Source organism: Streptomyces sp. NPDC097619, assembly GCF_040302735.1.
Taxonomy (GTDB): Bacteria; Actinomycetota; Actinomycetes; order Streptomycetales; family Streptomycetaceae; genus Streptomyces.
The window spans coordinates 1-21,680 of sequence record NZ_JBEOSD010000141.1 but is presented as its reverse complement, the minus strand read 5'-3'; the positions used below and the strand labels follow the sequence as shown (position 1 = coordinate 21,680).

Genomic DNA, 21,680 nt, shown 5'->3' with positions numbered 1-21,680 from the left:
GGGGAGCGCGGGGCCGCCGTGCCGTGGATCCGGTCCGGTCGTTCGCACCGTGGACGCGGCCGGGGGGGGGTGCGGTCCCCCGGCCGCCCCGCCCCCCCCCCCCCCCCCGGGGCCGCGTGCGCCGGGCGCCCCCGTCACCCCCCCCCCCCGACCCGGGGCGCCGGCCGGGCCCGGGGGCGGGCCCGGCCGGGAGCTGACGGCGGCCGTGGCCCGGTCCGCGGAACACAGTGCCGCCGTCCTGCGCGGCACGGCCGCCCCCGGCGCCGCCGACCCCGAGTTGGCCGCACTGCGGGCCCGGGTGGTGCTCTCGGGAAGCCGCACCGGGGCCGGGGACGGGGACGGGGAGCCGGCGGTGCTGCGCCGCCGAGCCGCGCTGATCGAGCTGGCCGACGCCGCGCTGGTGCTCGCCGACGCCGTCGAGCTGGCCGTCCGGGGCCGGGCAGCGGCGGCCGACCTGCCCGCGGGCCGGTTCTGGTACGCGCGGATGCGGGCCCCGCAGCTGTGGTGGCGACGGCTGATGGGGCACGCCGGCAGCCGGTCGGTGTTCTTCCAGAACGCCGTCCGCATCAGCCTGGCGCTGGCCGCGGCCCGCGCCGTCGCCGGGCTGGCCACGCTCCCGCACGGCTTCTGGGCGATGCTGGCGACCCTCACCCTGACCCGTACCACCCTCGGCGCGACCCGTACGAGCATCCGGCAGGCCCTGACCGGCACCCTGATCGGGGCCCTGTGCACGGCCGGGGTGCTCGCGCTGGTCGGTACGGACACCACCGTGTACGCGGCCGTCATGCCGCCCCTGCTGCTGATCACCTTCATGGTGGGGCCGGTGAAGGGGGTCGGCTGGTCCCAGGCCCTGTTCGCGCTGGTGGTGGCCCTGGTCTTCGCCCAGCTGGCCCCCGCCACCTGGAAACTGGCCGAGGTCAGGCTGCTGGACGTCGTGGTGGGGAGCGCGGTCGGCGTGGTCTTCGGCCTGCTGGCCTGGCCGCGCGGGGCGCGGGCGGAGGTGCGGCGCTCCGGGGCGGTGCTGATGCGCTCGGCCGCGGAGACCGTGATGGCCACGGCGGCGGTCATCACGACCGGCGGGGTACGGGACCCGGAGGCCCCGCTCTCCTTCGGCGCGCTGCGCCGGGCGCTGGTTCTGGCGGAGTCGGCGTTCGCCCAGTCCCAGAGCGAACCGGTGGACCGGACGGAGGTGGCGGCAGCGGCGGCCGCGGGGAAGGGCGCGGAGGACGCGTCGGGGGGTGGGGCTGGGGACGCGGTGGCGGACGGTTCGGAGCGCGGTTCGGCGCACGGGGCGGAGGCGACGAGGGCCGCGTCTTCGCGGGCCGCGGGGGCGGCCTCGGGTGCGGGCGGGGCCGGGGCCGGGAGGGACGGTGGGGTGCTGCCCGCCGTGGACTGGCAGGCCGTGCTGATGGCGGGCCACCACGCGCTGTGGGGTGCGGAGCGGGTGCTGGTGCCCCCCGCGGCGGCCGGGGTCCCGGCCGAACCGTTGGTGGTGCCCGCGTTGGAGCCGGTGGCGGCCGAGGCGGTGGTCCGGCTGAGCGAGCGGGTGGCAGGGCGGCTGCTGCTGATCTCCGCCGCCCTCGACCCGGTGGGCGACACCCCGTACGTACGGCCCGCCTGGGCGGACACCGCGGGCGCCGTCACCGGCTCGGAGCCCCTTCCGCCCGGGGTGCCGGGCTCCTGCTACACCGCGGCGGCCTGGCTGGGCTCGCTCACCGAGGACCTGGAGCGGATCGAGGCCCCCGACCGGCGGAAGCCCTGACCCCGGCCGCCCTCTGCCTGCCTCCCTGCCCTTGCCCGCTCTCCTGTCTTCCCGCCCCCCCGCATGCTCGCCCGACCGTCGTTCGGTCGTGACCGGGTCCGGTCCGCCCCCCTCCGACGGACCGGACCCCGGGCGGACGGGACCCCGGGCGGACGGGACCCCGCCGGGACGGGACCGCCACCGTCCCCGTCCCCCCGCTCAGTCGGTGCGTTCCTCCGCGAAGGCTCCGTCGCCCGCGAAGGCGAGCCGCGCGAAGTTGGCGGCGATGCGGTGGTGGCCCTCGGGGCCGGGGTGGAGGGCGTCCGGCAGCGGGTACTCGGCGTGATCGGCCTCGCCGTACAGCTCCCGCCCGTCCAGGTACCGCAGGTGCGGGTCCTCCGCCGCCCGCTGCGCCACGATCGCGGCGAGGGCCTCCCGGATGACGGTCAGCGTCAGCCGCCCGACCGCCACCTCGGCCGGGTCGCCCGTGGCCCGGAAGCGCAGGCTCCCCCCACTGAGGTCCGGTACGAGCGGGCCGGGGGTGTCCTCGTGGATCGGGCACAGTACGGGAGAGACCAGCAGCAGCGGCGTGGTCGGGTGGCCCTCGCGGAGGGTGTCGAGGAAGCCGTGGACGGCCGGTACGAAGGCCCGCAGGCGCATCGCGTCGGTGTTGACCACGTTGATCCCGATCTTGAGGCTGATCAGGTCCGCCGGGGTGTCCCGCATCGCCCGCGCGGTGAACGGGTCCAACAGGGCGCTGCCCCCGAACCCGAGGTTGACCAGCTCCACCCCGCCCCGGGCGGCGGCCAGCGCGGGCCAGATGGCGCTCGGGCGGACGGCGTTCGAGCCGTGGCTGATCGAGCTGCCGTGGTGCAGCCACACGCGACGGCCGTGGTCACGCGCCGGTTCCACGGGGGCGAGGGTGCGCAGCGCGATCAGCTCGGTGGTCTCCGTGTGCGGGAGCCAGATCTCGACGTCCTTGTCGCCGGCGGGGAGACCGTCGAAGCGCGCGGTGCCCGGCGGGCCCTCGGTCAGCTCGTACTCCTGGGTGACCAGGTCGGTCACGGTGCGCAGGTCGCCGCCGGCGACCGTGGTCCGGGCGGTGGGGCGGCCGTCCACCAGCAGTTCGTAGACGCCGTCGGGCGGGGGCGGGAAACCCCGGTGGACCCGCTTGGTGGGGACGGTGTCCAGCTCGACCACCGTGGAGCGGGTCCGGAAGGCCAACCGCACGCCGGAGGGCTGGCTCTCGGCGACCGCCAGCCGGTCGTCCGGGATCTGCCGGCGGGCCCGGGCGGGCAGCCGGTGCGGCAGCAGACCGCGTGCGGTCCGCTCCGCCTCCAGGTGCCCGCGCAGCAGTTCCTCCGTGACGGTGGTGGTGATCCAGCCGTCCCCGGTGGGGGCGGGGTCCTGCGGCGGGTGGGTGGTGCGGCTGCTCATGGTTCCGGCCTCCGGTCCTGTCGTTCCTAAAATTATTATGCATATTCCTAAAGCTTTTAGGTAGCGGGAAACGGCGAAGGGGAAGGGTGGGGGTCGGGGAGGGGCCGGGGAGGGGTCGGGAGGCGCGGGGGTGGCCTCGTGGCGCGGGGTCCCGCCGGGCGAGGATGGGCCCCGTACCGGAATCCGACCCGTGGAGGTCAGCGTGGAGCAGGGCACCGAAGAGGGCTTCGAGGGGAAGGTCGAGGGCGTCGGAGGCGCCGAGGGCGCTGGGGAAGGGTGGGCGGGAGGCCCGTCCGCGCCTCGCCCGCCCGCACCGCACGGGCCCGCGTTCCGGCTCCTGCCCGGCGCCGACTCCTCGCCCGTGATCCTGCACGTGCCGCACTCCTCCCGCGTGGTGCCGGATGAGGTGCGCCGCGAACTCCTCCTGGACGAGCGCGCGTTGGAGGAGGAGTTGGACCTCATCACCGATACCGACACCGCGGGGATCGCCGCCGTGGCCGCCGCCCGCTCGGCCCTGACGCCCTGGCGGTTCGTCAACGAGCGGTCCCGGCTCGTCGTCGACCCGGAGCGCTTCCCCGACGAACGCGAGGGGATGCGCTCCGTCGGCATGGGCGCCGTCTACACCCGCACCACCGGGGGCGCGCCCCTGCGCCCCGCCGGATACGACGACGGGCCCTTGCTGGCGCGGTACTTCCACCCCTACGCCGAGGCGATGACCCGGGCCGTGGCGGACCGCTTGGCGGCCACCGGGCGAGCCGTCGTCATCGACGTGCACTCCTACCCGAGCCGGGCCCTCCCCTATGAACTCCACGGGACCGGCGAACGGCCCCCGATCTGTCTCGGCACCGACCCCTTCCACACCCCGGACGCCCTCGTCGCCGCCGCCCGGAAGGTCTTCGCCCGGTTCGGCGGCACCGCCCTCGACACCCCCTTCGCCGGTACGTACGTCCCGCTGCGCCACTACGGCCGCGACCGCGCGGTGAGCGCGCTGATGGTGGAGATCCGCCGGGACCTGTACACGGCCGAGCCGGGCGGCCCGGCCGGACCCGGCCGGGAGGCCCTCGGGGAGGCCCTGGCGGAGCTCGTCGACGGGCTTGCCGACGGGCCGGTGGACGGGTCCATGGACGGGCCGGTGGACGGGCGGGTCGGCGGAGGGCCGGAAGTTACCGGAAGGTAGCGCCGGGTGGTGTGGTCCGGGTAGCGTCGGCGGCCGAGAGGGGAGAACCATGCCACGCACGTTCGAGGTGTCCGACAGCATCGTCGTCCGGGTCCCGCCCGAGGAGGTCTACCGGCACGTCTCCGACCCGGCCCGGATGGGCGAGTGGAGCCCCGAGAACCTCGGCGGCACCGTGACGAGCGGCCCGGGAGAGATCCGTACGGGCACGGTCTTCGACGGACGCAACAAGCGCGGCGCCTTCCGCTGGACCACCCGCTGCACCGTCACCGCGGCCGAACCGGGACGCCTCTTCCGCTTCCGCGTGCACGCCATCGGTGTCCGCAGCCCCCGGATCCGAGGCCCCATCGCCACCTGGGAGTACCGCTTCGAGCCGGTCCCGGAGGGCACCCGCGTCACCGAGACCTGGACCGACGACCGTCGGGCCTGGCCCGACGCCGTGGCGGGGGTCTTCGACCGGATCGCCACCCGCGGCCACACCTTCGCCGCCTTCCAGCGCCGCAACATCGCCACCACCCTGCGCAATCTGAAGCGCGTCCTGGAGCGGGCGGGGGAGACGGGACAGGCGACGACGGGACAGGAGACGACGGGGCGGGAGACGACGGACTGAGTCCGAAGGGAGCCGGGTCGGGGGACCCCCGTCGGCGGGAGCCGCAGCCGGGTCGCCGGCGGGTCCCGGCGGGCGGCGGGCCCGGCTCAGCGCCCCGTCGCGCGGGCCGCCACGATCCGTGCGCACTCCAGGGGACCGGTGCGCGTGGTGTCCACCTCCAGGTCGTACTCCACCCCGACGTGCACGGACTCCGCCTGCCGCCGCGCCATGCCCGACACCCGGTCCCCGCGGGCCCGCTCGCGTCCTTCGGCCACGTCCGCCGCGCACCGCACCCCGACCCACAGCACCGGCAGGTCACCGAGGGCGGTCCGCCAACGGTCCTGCGAGGCGGCCCCGGAGAGGAACACGTCGTCGACGACGATCCGCGCCCCGGCGCGGGCCGTCGCCACGAGCCCCGCCCGCCAGGCCGCCTCCAGGGCCAGGAACTCCGCTCCGACGCTCACCCCGCCGTCCTCCCCGAACACGATGCCCGCGCCGTCGCCCGCGTGGCCCGCGTCGGTCGCAGGGCGGGCGTCGCCCGTGCCGTCGCCCTCGGTGTCGTCGGCGCGCAGCCGGGCGGGCAGGGCGTCCACGAAGACGTCGCAGCCCGAGGCCAACCACGGATCGGGCAGCAGGTCCTGGAGATGGCGCACGAGCGTGGACTTCCCGGAGCTCGAACCGCCGTTGAGGACGATCATCCGGGGCGGCGGACCGGCCGGACCGCCGGGTCCGCGGGGAGTGTGAGGTCGGGTCATCCCGTCACCCTAGAGCGCCGCCCATGCCGCGGGCCTCCCCGTTTCCGGGCCGTCGGACGCCCCGGCCGCAGTGCCGCCCGGCCCGCCCCGCCCGCTCCGGCGGGGCGGTCGCGTCCTCCGAACGGGGGCCGTTGCGGCCCCGGCCGGGGCCCGGGGCGCGCCGAGCGGGCGCCCCGGGCCGTCCGGGCGCTGCGATGGGGGCATGGACGGGCGCGACGGGCAGGCGGACGACGGACCGACCCACGACGGAGGAACCGGCGACGGACGAACCGGCGAGGGACCAGTGGCGGACGACCGACGAACGGGCGGGGAGAGGGCACGCTCCGGGGCGCCCGACCCGGGATGGGCGGCGCTGCCGCCCGCCGCCGGGGCCGCCGTCATGGCCACCGGCATCCTGTCGACGGGATTCCACCTCGTCGGCCGCGAGCTGCTGTCGGCGGTCGCCTTCGCCCTCACCGCCGCCGTCTGGCTGGTGTCGGCCGCCGGGTTCACGGCGCTCCTGCTGCGGGACCGGCGCCGTTGGACGGCGGCCGCGGACACCCCGCCGGCCCTCACCGCCGTCGCCGCGACGGCCGTCCTCGGGGTCCGGTGCGCCCTCCAGGGTTGGACCGTGCCCGCCGCGGCGCTGCTGGTGCTCGGGGCGCTGCTCTGGCCGGGACTGCTCGTGGCCGTGGTCCGGCACCTGCGCGGACGCGGGCCGGGAGCGGTGTTCCTGGTGTCCGTGGCCGGACAGGCGTTGACCGTGCTCGCGGCGCTCCTCGCCCCGAAGGCCGGCCCATGGCTCGCGTGGACGGCGCTCGTCGCCTTCTTGCTGGGACTGCTGCTGTACGCGGACGCCCTGGTCCGCTTCGACGTCCGCGAGGTCCTGCGGGGCGCCGGCGACCAGTGGATCGCGGGCGGGGCGCTGGCCCTGTCGGCCCTGGCCGCGTCCAAGCTGATGACCTCCGGCGTGTGGACCGGCGGCGCGGAACAGGCGCTGCGGGCCGCGGTGTTCGTGCTGCTGGTCGCCGACCTGTGCTGGGTCGTGGTCCTGTCCGTCGGAGAACTGCTGCGGCCCCGCCCCGGATACGACGTACGCCGCTGGGCCACGGTGTTCCCGGTGGGCATGACGGCGGTGACCCTGCTGTCCGTCGCGGCCGACACCGGCACGCGCGGGCTCGAACCGCCCGGACGCGTCCTGCTCTGGGTCGCCGCCGGCCTGTGGATGCTCACCGCCTACGGCTCCGGCCGCCGGCACACCGCCCGGCGGCCACACCACCCGGCACACCCCCCGCGCTGACCGACCCGGCCGACCCGACCGATCCGGCCGACCCGAGGACCCCTTCCGATCGACCCGACGGCCCCTCCGGCCGACGCCCCCTCGCACCCCCTCCGCCCGCGCCGGCGCATACCGTTCCCCCGGCCGGGCACACGCACTCCGTGGCGAGAACAGGGAGGTCTGTCATGGCGGCCCAGTCGGTGACGGGGACGAAGGCGCGACCGAGCCCGGTGCGCAGCACCGTGCCGCAACGGATGGACCGACTGCCGTGGAGCCGGTTCCACTGGAAGGTGGTCATCGCCCTCGGCATCACCTGGGTGCTGGACGGCATCGAGATCACCATCGCCGGATCCATCGCCGACCGCCTCCGGGACGGCCAGTCCCTCGGCTTCTCCTCCTCCCAGATCGGCCTGACCGCCGGCATCTACCTGTTGGGCGAAGTCGTCGGCGCGCTGTTCTTCGGCCGCCTCGCCGACCGGCTCGGCCGCCGCAACCTGTTCCTCGTGACCCTCGCGGTCTACCTCGTCGGCAACGGACTGACCGCCCTGTCGATGAACTTCGCCTTCTTCGCCGTCACCCGCTTCATCGCCGGCATGGGCATCGGAGGCGAGTACGCGGCCCTCAACTCCGCCATCGACGAACTCATCCCGAGCCGCCATCGCGGAGCCGCCGACCTCGCCGTCAACAGCACCTACTGGCTCGGCGCGATGATCGGCGCCGCCGCCAACCTCGCCTTCCTCAACACCGAGTTGTTCGCCGTTGACCTCGGCTGGCGGCTCGGCCTCCTCGTCGGCCCCCTCATCGGCCTCTCGATCTGGGGGCTGCGCCGCAACATCCCGGAGAGCCCCCGCTGGCTGCTCACCCACGGCAGACCGGAGGAAGCCGAACGGATCGTGGACGACATCGAACGGCAGGTGACGAAGGAGGGCGTCCACCTCGACCCGGTGCCCGACAGCGAGGCCGTCACCTACCGGCAGCGCCCCCAGGTCAGCTACCGCGAGCTCGCCCGGATCCTCTTCCGCGACCACCGCCGCCGGTCCGTCCTCGGCTTCATGCTGATGGTGACCCAGGCGTTCCTCTACAACGCGATCTTCTTCACCTACGCGCTGATCCTCGCCGAGTTCTACGACATCCGCGGCGGCACCGTCGCCTACTTCATCTTCCCCTTCGCCCTCGGCAACCTCGCCGGCCCGCTGCTGCTCGGTCGGTACTTCGACACCCTGGGGCGCCGCCGCATGATCGGCGCCACGTACTCCTTCTCCGGCACCCTGCTGCTCGTCACGGGCTGGCTGTTCGCCGAGGGGATGCTGACGGCCGTCACCCAGACCGTGCTCTGGTGCGTGATCTTCTTCGTGGCCTCCGCGGCCGCCTCCTCCGCGTACCTCACCGTCAGCGAGATCTTCCCGCTGGAGATGCGCGCCCAGGCCATCTCCTTCTTCTTCGCCCTCTCCATGCTCTTCGGCGGGGTCGTCGCACCTTGGCTGTTCGCCACCCTCATCGGGGAAGGGCAGAACCCCTGGCGGGTCTTCGCCGGATACGCGGTCGGCGGCCTCCTGATGATCGCCGGCGGCGTCACCGCCTTCTTCTGGGGCGTGGACGCGGAACGCCGCTCCCTGGAGAGCATCGCCGCACCGCTGTCCACACTCGAAGTGGAGGACGGCGACGGCGACGGGGCCTCAGAGGGTGACGGGGGCGGGAGCGACGCCCCCGCCCCGGGTCTCAGGAAGGGGCCGGGCCGCTCGTGACCGTGGTCCAGCGGCCCGATTCGACGCGGTGGACCGTCACGTGCCGGCTGCGGACGTCGCCCCGTTGGTCGAAGGAGACGTGTCCCGTCACCCCGTCGAAGGCCAACCGTCCGACCGCCGCGGGCAGTCCGGCGCGCGCGTCCGTCGGCAGGGTGCCCCCGTGGGCCGCCACGAGGGTCTTCACCCCCTCGATCAGGGCCCAGGCGGCGTCGTAGGCGTACGGGCCGTACCAGCCGGCCGGCTCCGCGTACCCGGCCTTCTCGTACCGGGCCAGGAAGTCCGGGCCGCCCGGTTGGTCGGCCGCGGGCAGTCCGATGTTGAGGGCGAGGTCCCCGTCGGCCTCGGGCCCGGCGCTCAGGAACTGTTCGTCGAAAATGCCGTCGCCGCCCATCAGCGGCACCCGCGCCCCGCCCGCCTTCAACTGCCCGGAGAGCGCCGCGGCGGTGTCGTAGTACCCGCCGAACCAGACCGCTTCGGCACCCGAGGCCCGTACCTTCCCGGCGACCCCCGGGAACTCCCGCGCCCCGGCCGCGACGCGCTCGGCGCCGACCACGGTCCCGCCGAGCCGCTCGAACTCGGTGGTGAAGCCGGCGGCGAGGGCGGTGCCGTACGCACCGCCGTCGTCGATCACGTACACCTTGGTCTTCCCCGCCTCCGTGTACAGATGACGGGCGGCGAACGGACCCTGGACCACGTCCGGCGCCATCGTCCGGAAGTACGTGCCGTACGGACGGCTGAGCGTGCCCGTCGCCCAGTCGGGGCCGAGGGTGAGCACCGGATCGGTGTTGGACGGGGAGACGTCCGCGATCCCCGCCCCGGACAGACCGGGCAGCAGGGTCTTGGCCACCCCGGAGGTCACCGGACCCACCACGCCCAGCAGCTTCGGGTCCGCCGCGAACGCGGCGGCGTTCGCGGCGCCCTTCGCCGGGTCGGCCGCGTCGTCCAGGGCCCGGATCTCGAAGCGCACCCCGGGGACGTACCGCTTCTCGTTGGCCGTCCGCACCGCCAGGTCGGCGGAGTTGCGGACCCCGAGGCCCATCGCGGACAGGCCACCGGTCAGCGGCGCGGCGACCCCGAGCACCACGGTCACGGCGGTTTCGGCGGCGCTGCCGCCGCCGCTCCCCTTGCCGCCGGTCGAGCCGCCGGGGTCCTCGTCCTGGTCGAGGATCCAGGTCAGGGCCGAGCCGGCGCCGAGCGTGGCCAGCGCCGCGCCCAGCACCAGCGAACGCCGGGTGAGGGCCCGCCGTCCCGAGCCGCTTCCTGACCCCGACCCCGACCCGGGTCCTGAGCCTGCCGTGTCGGCGCCGGTCGGACCGCCCGGGGTGACGGGGGTCGTCTCCCCGAGGGAGAGGACCACCTCGGTGGGGGTGGGGACGTCACCCGCCTCCGGAGCGCGCTCCGGAACGTTCCCGGGCTCCGGCACCTCCCCGATCTCCGGCTCCGGGCTCGGGTCCGCGAGGGTCGGTGTCGGTATCGGTGTCGGTGCGGGTGCCGGCGTGGTGGGGGGTGTCGGTGTGGTGCGGGGCGGTGGCGGGGTCCGTGGGTCCGACGGGGCGCGCAGGACGGCGGCCAGCAGGTCGGCTGCCGTGGCCGCGTCCGCCCGCTCGGCCGGGTCCTTGACGAGCAGCGCCTCCAGCACGGGAGCCAGCGGACCGGCGTGCTCCGGCGGCCGGTGGGGCCGCGTGAACACGGCGACGGCGAGGGCGTGCAGACCCTCGGCCTCGAAGGGCGGCCGACCCTCCACGGCGTGGTACAGGGTGGCGCCCAGGGCCCACAGGTCGTTCGCGGGGGTGGGGCGCTTGCCGTCCAACTGCTCCGGGGCCATGTACTGCGGGGTGCCGATGATGCTCCCGCTGTGGCTCAGCTTGGTGGTGGCGTCCGCGAGGTGGGCGATCCCGAAGTCCGTGAGGACCACGCGGTCCCGGGTGAGGAGCACGTTGTCCGGCTTGATGTCCCGGTGCACGATCCGGGCCCGGTGCGCCTCGGCCAGCGCGTCGAGCATCGCCGCACCGATCTCCGCCACCCGCCGCACCGGCAGCCTGCCCCGCTCGCGGAGGACCGCCGCCAGGGACTGACCGCGGACGAGCTCCATCACGATGACGGGGGCGCCCCGGTGTTCCACGACGTCGTGGACGGTGATGATCCCCGGGTGGCTGAGAGTGACCGCCGCACGGGCCTCTCCGGTGAACCGCCGCAACAGCGTCGCCCGGTCCGCTTCCTCCAGCCCCGGCGGGAAGACGATCTCCTTCACGGCGACCTCGCGCCCGAAGAGCTGCTGGTCGAGGCCGCGCCAGACCCGGCCCATACCGCCCTGTCCGATGCGCTCGACGAGCTGGTAGCGGCCGGCGATGAGTTCGGGATGCTGCTCGTTCACGCGCACACTCTAGGTCCTGCTGAGCCATCCGGGTGGCGAGATCCGGCCGGAATCCCGCCCCGTGGACAGCGGGCTCGACCGCGATCCGCCGGCGGGTCCCGCACGCCGGAGCCGACCGTTCCGAACGGTGCGTCGCACCTCCGGGCGGACACGGTCCCGCCCCGCCGACCCAACCCCTCGATGCGCGGCTCGCCATGACGTGCTCTCAGGAATTTTCGGACGCGGGCGTTTGCGGTCCCGGGGACGGGTCACAAGCGCCAGTACCGGAGGCTTCCTCCCCGTGGAGGCTTCCGGAGCGGGTCCCGCCGCATGCCGAACCTCCCCCGGCGGTATGCGGCCGATCCGCCCGCACGAGGGCTGCCGCACGGATCCGTCCGGCACCCGCACCCCGGGGCCCGGCCCGCGCGGCCGGGCCCGGGGCGACGGCGAACCCCCGGCGGTGGCGCTCGTACCGCCGCCCCCGGGCACGGATCCCGGCACGGTGGCCCGGCCTGCCGCACACGGCCCGGAACCGTGACGGACGCGCCGAACGGCGCGCGTCCGTCACGGATTCCCCGCCGGTCGGCGGCTGATCGGAGACCCTTCCCCGGCCCAGGATCCTTCCTGTCGGCATCCCGGCCGGCACGGAGGGGACGGACGAGGACATGAGGATCCGCACGGCGATCAGCGCCTGCCTGGTCGCGTTGAGCATCACCGGCACCATCGGAGTCACCGACAGCACGGCGGCACGCCCCGACCCGACGGGCCGCACGACGGTGATCACGACCGAGATCACGGCCGGCAACCCGAACGAGCCCACGAACGGGCCCATGCACGAGCCCACGACGGGCGGCACGAGCGGCCGGGGCGGCGGGACCGGGGCCGCCGGCGCGGAGCGGGCGGGGACGCTCGACCCCGGCCGGCTCCGGGCGGCCCTCGACGAGGTCCACGGCGCCGGCATGCCGGGGGTGTTCGCCGAGGTGCGGGCCTCCGGCCGGACCTGGCGGGGCGCCGCCGGGACCGCCGACACGGTCACCGGCCGCCCCGTCACCCCGGGCCTGCGGCACCGGGTCGGCAGCGTGACCAAGACCTTCACCGCGGCCGCGGTGATGCAGCAGGTCGAGCGCGGCCGCATCCGACTGGACGACCCCATCGGCGGGTACCTGCCGGACCTGGTGCCCGGCGAACGCGGCCGCCGCGTCACGGTCCGCATGCTCCTCGGGCACACCAGCGGCATCGCCGACTACCTCGTGCACGCCTTCCCGTCCCTGCGGGCCTTCCCCTCCCTGCCCGACATGTCCGCGCGGAGCCTGGACGAGAACCGCTTCCGGCGCTTCCGTCCCGCCGAACTGATCGCGCTGGGCCTCGCCGCCCCGCCCACCGGCGAGCCGGGCGGCCCCACCGGCGTCTACTCCAACACCAACTACCTGCTCCTCGGGCAGCTCCTGGAACGGGTCACCGGCCAGAGCGCCGAGCAGTACATCACCCGGCACGTCATCGACCGCGCCGGCCTCCGGCACACCGCTTCCCCGCCGGTCCGCGGATCGAGGGCCCGCATTCGCGCATGTACGAAGCCTTCCACGGCCTCCTCGACCCGCCCCGCGACTACAGCGTGTACGACGCCTCCTGGCTCGGTACCGCCCCGGCCCGGCCGCGCGCACGTGGCCCGGTCCCCGGCGGTTCACCAGCCGCCGGTGAGGAGTCCCGTCAGGCCGGGGGCCGGGTCGAGGGTGTTGGTCAGGTTCGCGTACGCGAGGACCAGGGCCACGACCACCCCGCCGGCCGGGAGCAGGAAGGACGGCCGGGCCCGGCGGCGGGCCGTCCCCGCCGAGTCCGTGGCCCGCGCGGCACGGCGGCGCCAGGAGCGGACCGTCAGCACCGCCAGGACGAGGGCCGTGACCAGCGCCGCGGCGAGGAGCACGGCGTGGTAGCGGGCGAATCCGTCCAGCATGGCCGTGAGGGCGGGCGGCGCGGCGGAGTGGGCCTCCGGTCCGCCGGCGAGCGCGGTCCGCGCCTCCGCCACGGCGTCGGCCGCGACGGACCCCCTCCCGCCGGCGGTCACGCCCGGCAACAGGGAGGCGAACGGGGCGGCGGCCCCCTGGAGGTTGGCGACGAGCACCAGGCCGGCGAAGACGGCGACCAGCCCGGCGCCCCAGGCCCCCGCGAGGGCCGGGCGACGAGCCCGCGCCCCGGCTGCGGCCGCTCGCCCGGCCCGCCGCCGGAAGGCGAGGGTCAGGGCGACCGCGGCGGCCAGCAGCAGCGCCGCCACCCCCGCTTTGACCAGGTGGAAGCGGAACCAGAGCGCCACCACGGCCTCCAGCCCGGCCGGGAACTCCGGCCGCCCGGACTCCCAGTAGGCGGCGAAACCGGACCGGAAGGGCCCGGCGAGGTGCGCCGGATCCAGGGTGCCGGAGCGCAGCGCGGCCGGTACGAGGAACACCGCGGGCAGCAGGATCGCGACGGCGAGGGCGGGCGCCACCGTCCGCCACCCGTCGCGCGGCATCCGGCCGCGGAGGACCGGTACGCGGTGGGGGAGCGGGGGCGCCTCGCGGGGAACGGGCATGACGGGCCTTCGGTTCGGGAGCCGGACGACGGGGCCCGACACCTCGACGGCACGGCGGGCCCGTCACGGACGGTACGGGCGGCGGCCCGGAAAGTCCCGGGGGCCGGCACCCGGGACTTTCCGGGGGACAGCCCCACCCCGGCCGCCCGTCAGCTCCCCAGCGCCCGCCTCCGCCCGTCTCCTCCCGATTCCGCCCGTCTCGGGGGTGTCCCGTCAGCCGTCGTTCCTGAGCAGCGCGCAGGCGAAGTTCTCCTGGACGGTGCGCAGTCGGGCCAGCAGCGCGGGCTTGTTGCCCTTGCTGGTCTGGGTGTTGATGGTGAAGGTCAGGGACCGCTTGCCGTCGGGGGTGGTCGCCGCGAGCTGCGTGTAGCCGGGGAAGTTGCCCGTGTGGCCGAAGAGCACCCCGCAGCGGGTGGTGTAGCGGTAGAGGGCGAGCCCGGCGGCGTTGGTGCCCGGACCGGCGGGCTCGGAGGAGTCGCCGGGGCGGAAGGTGAGCTGTTCCTTGCGGGTCTTCTTCGACAGCAGGGCCGGGCCGCCGTACCCGCGGATGAAGGCGCCCAGTTCGTCGGGGGTGGAGACGATCCCACCGGAGGCCCACACTCCGGAGGCGCCGATGGCCTCGCTGACGTCCTCGGGCGCGGCCGGCGGGGTCACGTCGTAGCCGTGGAGGTACGGGCGCGGCAGCCGGTAGCCGAGCGGGAGGCTGGTCTCCCGGAGCCCGAGCGGCCGGTACACCAGCTCCCGGAGCAGGTCCTCGTAGCGGCGGCCGGTGGCGGCCTCGGCCATCAGGGCCACGGCGATGTTGTCGGAGTTGGAGTACTCGTACAGCCTGCCGGGCGTGAACAGGAGCGGTTCGTCCGCGACGTAGTCGAGCAGGGTGCGCGGGTCGAAGACGTGCCGGGGGTCCGCCTGGAGGATCGCCAGGAACTCGGGGTCGGCGGAGAAGTCGGGCAGACCGCTGGTGTGCTGGAGGAGCTGGCGCAGGGTCACCGCGTGCCAGTCGGCGGGCTGGTCCGGCAGCACCTCCCCGATGGTGTCGTCGAGGGAGAGCGCCCCCCGGTCCACGAGGCTCAGGGCCACGGCCCCGCTGTACGCCTTGGCGATGCTGGCCACCCGCATGTGGTCGTCGGGCCGCGGCGGCCGGCCGGTGGCCAGGTCGCCGACGCCCGCCGTGTACACCTGGCCGCGGGCCCCGCGGGTCAGCACGGCGATCACCCCGGGCGGGCCGTCCTCCTGGGCGACGAGCCGGTCGAGCTGCCGCTGCAGGCCGCCGTCGTGACCGGGACGGCCCGGGCCGGGCGCGGGGTCCGCTCCGGCCGCCTGCGCGGCGGGCAGCAGCGCGGCGAGCGCGGCGGCGGTGAGGACGGCGGCGGACAGGCCGGTGCGGCGGCGGAGCCGTCGACCGGAGGCGAGGTGCGGCACGGTGTCTCCCGGGAAGCGGTGCGGCGGCCGGTACGGGCCCGCGGGTGCCCCCTGACTAGCAACCGCCCGCCCCGGCGGCGGCAGCGCCGCGCCCCGCCGGGGCCGGACGGCGCACACGGACGCCCCCGCGACGGGCGTGTCCCGGACGGCCCCGCATACTCGTGGGGCGTTCGAGGTGATCGCACGCTTTCTGTCGGATCTGCCGCCCTACCTGGAGGAATGTGTGACCGCCGCCGCTTCCGACCCCCGTCACGGTGCCCTTCCCGTCCCGGAGGTGATCCGGACCGGGCGGTTGAGCCTGGTGCCGTTGCGGGTCGGGCACGCGGCCGAGATGGCCGGGGTGCTGGCCGATCCGGCCCTGCACGCGTTCACGGGTGGCGCTCCGGAGAGCCCGGAGGAGTTGCGGGCCCGGTACGCGCGCTGGGAGGCCGGCTCCCCCGATCCGGCGGTGTCCTGGTGGAACTGGGTGGTGCGACTGGAGGAGGAGGGATGCCTGACCGGCACCGTGCAGGCCACGGTCACGGTGGCGGGCGGCCCGGACGGCGGTCCCGCCGCCGAGGTGGCCTGGGTGGTGGGCACGGCCTGGCAGGGGCGCGGGATCGCCTCGGAGGCGGCCCGCGCGCTGGTGGACTGGCTCCGGGAGAATGGCATCGGCGCCGTCGCCGCCCACGTCCGTCCGGATCACGCGGCCTCCGGGGCCGTCGCCGCCGCCGCGGGACTCGTCCCCACCGGGGACCGGCAGGACGGCGAGGTGGTCTGGCGGTCGGGACCGGCCACGCGGGCCGCATCGGCCGCACCGGTCGCGCCGGACGCCGGGAGCGCGCACGCGTGAGGGTGCCGGGGTGGACCCCGGAACGTGACGGAGCCCGGGAGCATGTCCAGCTCCCGGGCTCCAGTTTGCCACCCAATTGCGCACACCGGCGGCGTTTAAGAGCCGCGGATCATGTTGAGATCGACGTGTTCTGCCTTTGAACTACAGCGCCACGAGAGAGGCGCCGAGGGGACTTGAACCCCTATCCGTCGATGTTCGCCCACGCTCGGTCGATCCGGTGTTCGGCGGCGAATACTGAGACTGGAGCGAGAATCTGAGATTCACGGGGCCGCCTCTGCCGGGCTTGGGCCACCCCCGCACGTGGTGCGGGGGGAGGGATTCGAACCCCCATCTGACACCCCTTGATCAGCTTCGACATTTCAGTTTCAGCTTGCGCTCATCGCGCACCCCCCGCTCGCGACGGGGGGCGTGTGTGGGGCTACCGGAAGAGGTAGCCGAAGACCGCGTCCCCGATCCGCTGGTCGGTGACCTCGGTGTTGTTCGCCTCCTCACGGGCGAACTTGACGGCCTGCTGGAGCTTCTCGACCCGGTCGAGGAGCTCGTTGACCCGCCGGGCGGGCAGCGCGCCGGAGAACTTCACCGTGGTCCAGTACCCGACCGGCACGTCCTCGTAGTACACCTCGACCTGGGCCGGGTGCTTCTCCGTGGCCTCGGCCTTCACGTGGTTGCGCGGCACCTTCTTGGTGCGGATGGTCCGCACCGGGTCCGTCTTCCACGAGTCCGTCGACGGGTCCAGGTTCCAGGACTCGGAGGCGTCGAGCACCGGCAGTTTGCGCACGAAGGTGTGCAGGTCGGTGAGCTGCTTCTCCAGGAACAGCAGGTACGGGACCGGCACCTGGGGCAGCAGCACCGTGCCGTCGACCACCACGTCGGCGACCGCGGACCGGTTCGCCCAGTCCTTCGTCGCGGTCACGTCGAACAGCCGCGTCAGGGTCGCGGCGGTGGTCCGCAGGGCGTCCTCGGCCTTGACCTGCACCCGGGTGGACTCGGGCGGCAGCTGCTCGCCCTCCTCGTCCTTGGGCTGGTAGGTGCGGGAGATGCCGGCCAGGAGGGCGGGCTTCTGCACGTCCTGGTGGGCCTGGGTGAGTTCCTGAAGGGCCTTCGACTTGACGCCCTTTTCGACAGCGATGATCTGATTCAGCTTCGGCACACGGAGAACCTAACAACCCGCCGCCGTACGCACATCCGAATTAGATCCTGCTCGTGGAAAGGCGATGCGCCGCGAACCCTGACTCGACTCGCGGAACGTCGCGGCCCGCCGCCCGTGCGGAGTGCGCGGACGACGGGCCGTCACGACGAAGGGCCGTCACGACGGAGGGCCTTCGGACCTTCGGGGCGGGAGCCCCGGGGGGTGCGACGGTGTCAGCAGCGGCCCGCCGGGCGGGCCCGGGTCACCAGGTCGGTGTGACCGGTGGTGCCGTCCAGCCACACGGTGCGGCGGCCGGTGTCGGCGGCCAGGCCCAGCTGTTCACCGCGGTTGCAGGAGATCCGCTGGAGGTTCCGGCCGTCCGCGTCGGTCTGCACGACCTTCGGGAGCTTGTCGTTGGACCAGGCCGGACCGGTCTGCGGGCCGAAGTCCGGCTTCCAGTACTGGAGGCTGACCACGGAGTCCGTGGCGTCCAGGTTCCAGAAGTGCGCGGACGGGTCCTGCTCGCCGATCAGGTCCGTCACGCGCGTGCCGTCGAGGTCGGCGCGGCGCAGCAGCATCCGGTTGTCGTCCGGGATGTCGTCCACCAGCCAGTACACGTGCTGGCCCGTCACCACCGGGGAGGCCAGGCCGTTGTAGCCGCCCTTCGGCGGGACGAGGACCTTGCGGCCGGTCCGCACGTCGGCGACCTCCACGCTGATCTGCTGGAAGCCGTCGGCGTCCGTGTACAGCTTCGCGTAGCCGAGCTTGGAGCCGTTCAGGGTCGGCATCGCGGTGAACACCTCGTAGCTGCCGCCGTCCACGTACACCGGCTCGCGGTCACCGGGGCGCAGGTACCCGACCCGCTGCTGACCGCGCGGCGACACCTCCTGGAAGGCGATCACCCCGCCGGAGACCCGCACGTTGCCGATGGTCGCGGGCTGCGTCCACACCGTCCGCACCGGGCCGCCGGCCAACGGCCGCGACAGCACCGAGACGGAGTCCGACCCGTACGCCGCCCACACCACGGTCTTGCCGTCGGTGTCCGGGTACACGTGCGCGCGGCCGTCGTTGGGGCTGATCCGCTTCGCGCCGCCCTTGCCGTCGGTGCGGCCGGCGTACACCGAGTACGCCTCCTCGCCCGACTCGTCCGAGGAGGAGGAAGCCCACCAGCCGCCGCCCGCGCCCGGCTGGGTGCGGGTGGTGTTGACGTCGCCCAGCAGCTTGTCGGAGTCCACGCCGAGGGCCTTCTCCCAGCCCGGGACGATGCCGTGCGCGTCGAAGGCCCGCTTCACGGCCTTGCGCTGACCGGCGTCCGCCTTCAGGTCGCGAGCCGCGGCGAGCACCGCCGCCCGGCCCTGGGTGAAGCCGTCCAGCGGGGTCAGGTAGCGGGTCAGCGCCCGGTACACGATGCGGTCGGCGAGCTTGGCGCCCAGGTCCTCGCGGATGTCCCACAGGGCCCCGGAGAAGATGGTCGAGTTGAGGTGCACCCCGCCGTTGTCGGTGCCGAAGGTGGCCCCGAGGAAGTCCTTCGCGGTGGTGCGGCCGTCGTTGAGGTCGCGCAGGGCGCATTCCCGGGGCGACTGGGTGCGGCACAGGTCCTCGCCCAGCAGGCCCGCGTCCGGGTCGCCCATCGGGGTGCCGGAGGCGGTCACGTCGATGGCGTTGCCGAAGTAGTCGGCCACGGCCTCGTTCAGCGCCCCCGACTGGCCCGTGTAGACGAGGCCCGCGGTGTGCTCCACGATGCCGTGGGTCATCTCGTGGCCGACGACGTCCAGGTCGGCGGAGAGCGGCTTGTACTCCTCGTCCCCGGTGCCGTACACCATCTTGGTGCCGTCCCAGAAGGCGTTGACGTACGGCAGGCCGTACTGGTCGCGCACGCCCACCAGGGAGTTGATGGCGCCGCCGCGGCCGTCGAGGCTGTCCCGGCCGTGCTTCGCCGCGAAGTAGTCGTAGACCTGCCCGGCGGCCCAGTGGGCGTCGACGGCCCCGGACTCGGTGGCGGCCTTGCCGAACTTCTTCGTGGCGGAGGCCACGGGCGCGATCCCGGACGGCCAGGTGCCCGCCACCTCGTCCACGCGCTTGCCGGTGGCGTCGTACGTGGTCAGCGGGTTCTTGCTGGTGGACCAGGTGCGGCCGTAGTCGCTGAGGGTGTACCCGGTCTTGTCGCGGTACAGGCTGAGGGGCACCTTCGCGCCGTTCAGCCGGACCCCCGAGCCGGCCGTGACCGGAGCCTTGCCGCCGGCGGCGGTCACGGCCCCGACGGTGACGGCGCCGACGGTGCCGGGCGTGGCCGAGGTCGGGCCGGCGGCCGTGGTCCGGACGGGGCCGAACTCCTGGATCGAGGAGTACGACAGCACCGGGAATCCGGTCCGCGCGTCGACGTACACCTCCCGCTTCACCGGGCCGCCGGTCGCCGGGTCGGCCCCCGTGACCGTCACGTGGTGGGCCAGGACGCCCGCGCCCCGGGGCAGCACCACGAGACCGTGACCGGCGGCGGACAGCCGGGCGGTCAGGGGCCGCGCCGTGCCCTTCGTGCGGGCGGCGGGCGCGCCGGGCTTCGCCGCGGTACGGGCCGGCGCCAGCTTCTGCCGGGACAGCTCCTCCCGGACCGCCGCCAAGGCGCGCTCCCGGGCGCGGGTCCCGGTCACGGCGGCCCGGGTGTCCACGGTCAGGCCGGTGAAGTACCGCCCGGAGGTGCCGGTGACCACGCGTCGGCCGTCCCGGTGCTCCATCCGCACCACGTACTGGGCGCCGAAGACCGGCACCCCGCGGTGCTTCTGCCGGAACCGGACCGTCTCCTCCGCCCCCTCCGTGAGGGTGTCGGCCGCCGTCAGGTCCCGCCGCGGGTCCGCGATGGCGTACCGGCCCTTCCGGTCGGCGAGGTGCCCGACCGCGGCCTCCGCCGGGCTGCCGGCGGCGCGCGCCGGCTCGGCCAGACCCGCCACCAGCGACGGGGTCGCGGTGCCCTCACCGGGCACCACCTCCGCGGCGGGCGGGGCCGGTTCGGCGTGCGCGGTGGCCGGCAGCACACCGGCCAGGAGCGCCGCCGCGCCGAGGAGCGCGGCGGCTCCGGATATCCGGGCGCTCGTGCCGGACGTACCGGACCCCGCCCTTGACTGCGACCTGGGTCCGGACTCGGACCTGGACCTGGACCTGGACCTGCTCACGATCGGGTTCCCTCCCTGGGCGCGCCGGTGCGCGCCGCGTGGTGCGGCCGGACGGTGTCGGGCGCGGTCGGGGCGCGCCGGTTCCGTCCGGGTCCCTCCGGATGTCTCCGGGGTTCCGGAACCGCCATGCAACGTGTTGCGAAGCTGTGGATCAAGGAATAAGTGCTGGTCACAACTGTGGAAGCACACTTGTGGACAGAATGCGCGGAGCTTGAGAATCCACCCATGACCACGAAGACCACATTGGGGGAACTCGGTCTGGGGCCGGACGCGGAGCGGGTCTACCGCGCGCTGTCCCTGCGCCGGGAAGAAGGGCCCGACCGGCTGAGCGCCGGACTGGGCATGCGGAGGCAGGAGTTCGACAGGGTGCTGGCCGTGCTGCACGAGCACGGGTTCGTGACGGGGGACCTCCCGGGGAGCCTGCCGGGGGCGGCCCCCGACCCTTCGGCCGCCGATCCTTCGGCCGCCGATCCTTCGGCCGCCGACCCTTCGGCCCCGGAGCCGGCGGTGGCGGAGGCGGGGGATCCGGCCGCGGCGGCTTCCGGACCGGGGGGATCGGGCGGGAGCGGTGGTCCGGGGGGAACGCTGCCCCGGCCGGTGCCCGCCGGGCCCGCCATCCGCGCCCTGGCCCATCGCCGCACGGCCGAACTGCACCGACGTGCGGCCGAGTTGGAGCGGATCCGACTGGCCGCGGACGAGATAGCCGTCCGGCTGACCCCGGACGGCGCCGCGGGACGTTCCGACGGGGCGGGCTGGGAGACCGTCGCCGGGCGGCAGCGGATCGTGGACCGGGTGGCCGAGCTGCTCGCGGGGGCCCGCCACGAGGTGGCCTTCCTCGACCGTCCGCCGTACGCCATGCCGGCCCGCCCCGAGGAGTACCTGCCCGGCCACGGACTCGACGGCCTCCTCGCGCGCGGGGTCGCGGTGCGCATCGTCGTGGGCGAGGAGGCCCTGGACCGGCCGGGCCGTTGGGAGGTCCTGGCCCCGCTGATGGCCTCGGGGGTACGGATCCGGGCCGCCGCCCACGTCCCCACCAAGCTCCTCGTGGTGGACGGCCGGACCGCGCTGCTGCCGCCCACCGGGGAGGCGGACCCGACCAGTTCGGCGCTACAGGTCTCGGAAGGGCTGCTGGCCCCGGCGATGGTGGGGCTGTTCGAGGCGGTCTGGCAGGGGGCGCTGCCCTTCGGCGGACCGGAGGGCGGCGCGGAACCGGACTCCGAGCGCCGCCGGGCCCTGCTCGGCCTGATGGCGGGCGGCCTCAAGGACGAGGCCATCGCCCGCCAGCTCGGCGTCCACGTCCACACCGCCCGCCGCCGGATCAACGCGCTCCTCGGTGAACTGGGCGCCACCACCCGCTTCCAGGCGGGCGCCCGGGCCGCCCTCCGAGGCTGGCTCTGACGACCGACCGACCGACCGGCGGGACGCGATCCGACCCGACCGCCCCGGCGCCGCGCCTGTTCTTCGCCCACGTGCGGGCCTCCACGGGCACGGCGGTGCAGGAGACCAACTGTCACC

Annotated in this window: 14 protein-coding genes and 2 pseudogenes; 8 read left to right on the top strand and 8 right to left on the bottom strand. The window is 75.0% G+C overall.

What is annotated here, in order from left to right:
* Window positions 1-205: 205 nt before the first annotated feature.
* A complete protein-coding gene (locus ABTZ17_RS28935; RefSeq protein WP_352198697.1) occupies window positions 206-1,762 on the top strand; it encodes an FUSC family protein in 1,557 nt (518 codons plus the stop codon).
* A gap of 198 nt (window positions 1,763-1,960) precedes the next feature.
* Here the strand turns inward: ABTZ17_RS28935 and ABTZ17_RS28930 are convergent, their stop codons facing one another.
* A complete protein-coding gene (locus ABTZ17_RS28930) occupies window positions 1,961-3,178 on the bottom strand; it encodes a GDSL-type esterase/lipase family protein (RefSeq protein ID WP_352198696.1) in 1,218 nt (405 codons plus the stop codon).
* A 337-nt stretch (window positions 3,179-3,515) separates the two neighbouring features.
* Between ABTZ17_RS28930 and ABTZ17_RS28925 the strand changes: the two genes are divergently transcribed.
* Complete coding sequence (locus ABTZ17_RS28925) at window positions 3,516-4,355, top strand: N-formylglutamate amidohydrolase (RefSeq protein WP_352198700.1); 840 nt, start codon at window positions 3,516-3,518, stop codon at window positions 4,353-4,355.
* 49 nt (window positions 4,356-4,404) lie between these two features.
* Window positions 4,405-4,962: an SRPBCC family protein gene (locus tag ABTZ17_RS28920; protein WP_352198695.1), complete on the top strand. Its 558-nt coding sequence runs from the start codon at window positions 4,405-4,407 to the stop codon at window positions 4,960-4,962.
* 86 nt (window positions 4,963-5,048) lie between these two features.
* On the opposite strand, the gene ABTZ17_RS28915 is transcribed toward ABTZ17_RS28920, so the two are convergent.
* On the bottom strand, window positions 5,049-5,639 hold the full coding sequence (locus ABTZ17_RS28915; RefSeq protein ID WP_352198699.1) for a chloramphenicol phosphotransferase CPT family protein: 591 nt from the start codon (window positions 5,637-5,639) through the stop codon (window positions 5,049-5,051).
* Window positions 5,640-5,898: 259 nt separating this feature from the next.
* Here ABTZ17_RS28915 and ABTZ17_RS28910 point away from each other — a divergent pair, with 259 nt between their 5' ends.
* Together ABTZ17_RS28910 and ABTZ17_RS28905 are read left to right on the top strand one after the other, a co-directional pair.
* Window positions 5,899-6,975: an SLAC1 family transporter gene (locus tag ABTZ17_RS28910; protein WP_352198694.1), complete on the top strand. Its 1,077-nt coding sequence runs from the start codon at window positions 5,899-5,901 to the stop codon at window positions 6,973-6,975.
* Between the two features lie 164 nt (window positions 6,976-7,139).
* Window positions 7,140-8,699, top strand: a complete 1,560-nt coding sequence (locus ABTZ17_RS28905) for an MFS transporter (RefSeq protein WP_352198693.1) — start codon at window positions 7,140-7,142, stop codon at window positions 8,697-8,699.
* Here ABTZ17_RS28905 and ABTZ17_RS28900 read toward each other — a convergent pair.
* Window positions 8,674-11,073: a bifunctional serine/threonine-protein kinase/ABC transporter substrate-binding protein gene (locus ABTZ17_RS28900; RefSeq protein WP_352198692.1), complete on the bottom strand. Its 2,400-nt coding sequence runs from the start codon at window positions 11,071-11,073 to the stop codon at window positions 8,674-8,676. The genes ABTZ17_RS28905 and ABTZ17_RS28900 overlap by 26 nt on opposite strands.
* Before the next feature lie 938 nt (window positions 11,074-12,011).
* On the opposite strand from ABTZ17_RS28900, the pseudogene ABTZ17_RS28895 reads away from it, so the two are divergent.
* A pseudogene (locus tag ABTZ17_RS28895) lies at window positions 12,012-12,694 on the top strand (serine hydrolase domain-containing protein); the annotation flags it as partial.
* Between the two features lie 39 nt (window positions 12,695-12,733).
* Here the strand turns inward: ABTZ17_RS28895 and ABTZ17_RS28890 are convergent.
* Together ABTZ17_RS28890 and ABTZ17_RS28885 are read right to left on the bottom strand one after the other, a co-directional pair.
* Window positions 12,734-13,615: a tat (twin-arginine translocation) pathway signal sequence gene (locus tag ABTZ17_RS28890; RefSeq protein ID WP_352198691.1), complete on the bottom strand. Its 882-nt coding sequence runs from the start codon at window positions 13,613-13,615 to the stop codon at window positions 12,734-12,736.
* Window positions 13,616-13,828: 213 nt separating this feature from the next.
* Entirely contained in the window at window positions 13,829-15,037 is a 1,209-nt protein-coding gene (locus ABTZ17_RS28885; protein WP_352198690.1) for a serine hydrolase domain-containing protein, read from the bottom strand.
* A 223-nt stretch (window positions 15,038-15,260) separates the two neighbouring features.
* Between ABTZ17_RS28885 and ABTZ17_RS28880 the strand changes: the two genes are divergently transcribed.
* A complete protein-coding gene (locus ABTZ17_RS28880; RefSeq protein WP_352198698.1) occupies window positions 15,261-15,869 on the top strand; it encodes a GNAT family N-acetyltransferase in 609 nt (202 codons plus the stop codon).
* Between the two features lie 301 nt (window positions 15,870-16,170).
* Here ABTZ17_RS28880 and ABTZ17_RS28875 read toward each other — a convergent pair.
* The 3 genes and pseudogenes from ABTZ17_RS28875 to ABTZ17_RS28865 all read right to left on the bottom strand — a co-directional run bounded on the left by ABTZ17_RS28875 (window position 16,171) and on the right by ABTZ17_RS28865 (window position 20,027).
* Window positions 16,171-16,263 (bottom strand): annotated as a pseudogene (locus tag ABTZ17_RS28875).
* A 24-nt stretch (window positions 16,264-16,287) separates the two neighbouring features.
* Window positions 16,288-17,019, bottom strand: a complete 732-nt coding sequence (locus tag ABTZ17_RS28870) for a DUF7873 family protein (RefSeq protein ID WP_352198689.1) — start codon at window positions 17,017-17,019, stop codon at window positions 16,288-16,290.
* A gap of 212 nt (window positions 17,020-17,231) precedes the next feature.
* Window positions 17,232-20,027, bottom strand: a complete 2,796-nt coding sequence (locus tag ABTZ17_RS28865) for a M4 family metallopeptidase (RefSeq protein WP_352198688.1) — start codon at window positions 20,025-20,027, stop codon at window positions 17,232-17,234.
* Window positions 20,028-20,390: 363 nt separating this feature from the next.
* Here ABTZ17_RS28865 and ABTZ17_RS28860 point away from each other — a divergent pair, with 363 nt between their 5' ends.
* A complete protein-coding gene (locus tag ABTZ17_RS28860) occupies window positions 20,391-21,563 on the top strand; it encodes a hypothetical protein (RefSeq protein ID WP_352198687.1) in 1,173 nt (390 codons plus the stop codon).
* Window positions 21,564-21,680: the final 117 nt, after the last annotated feature.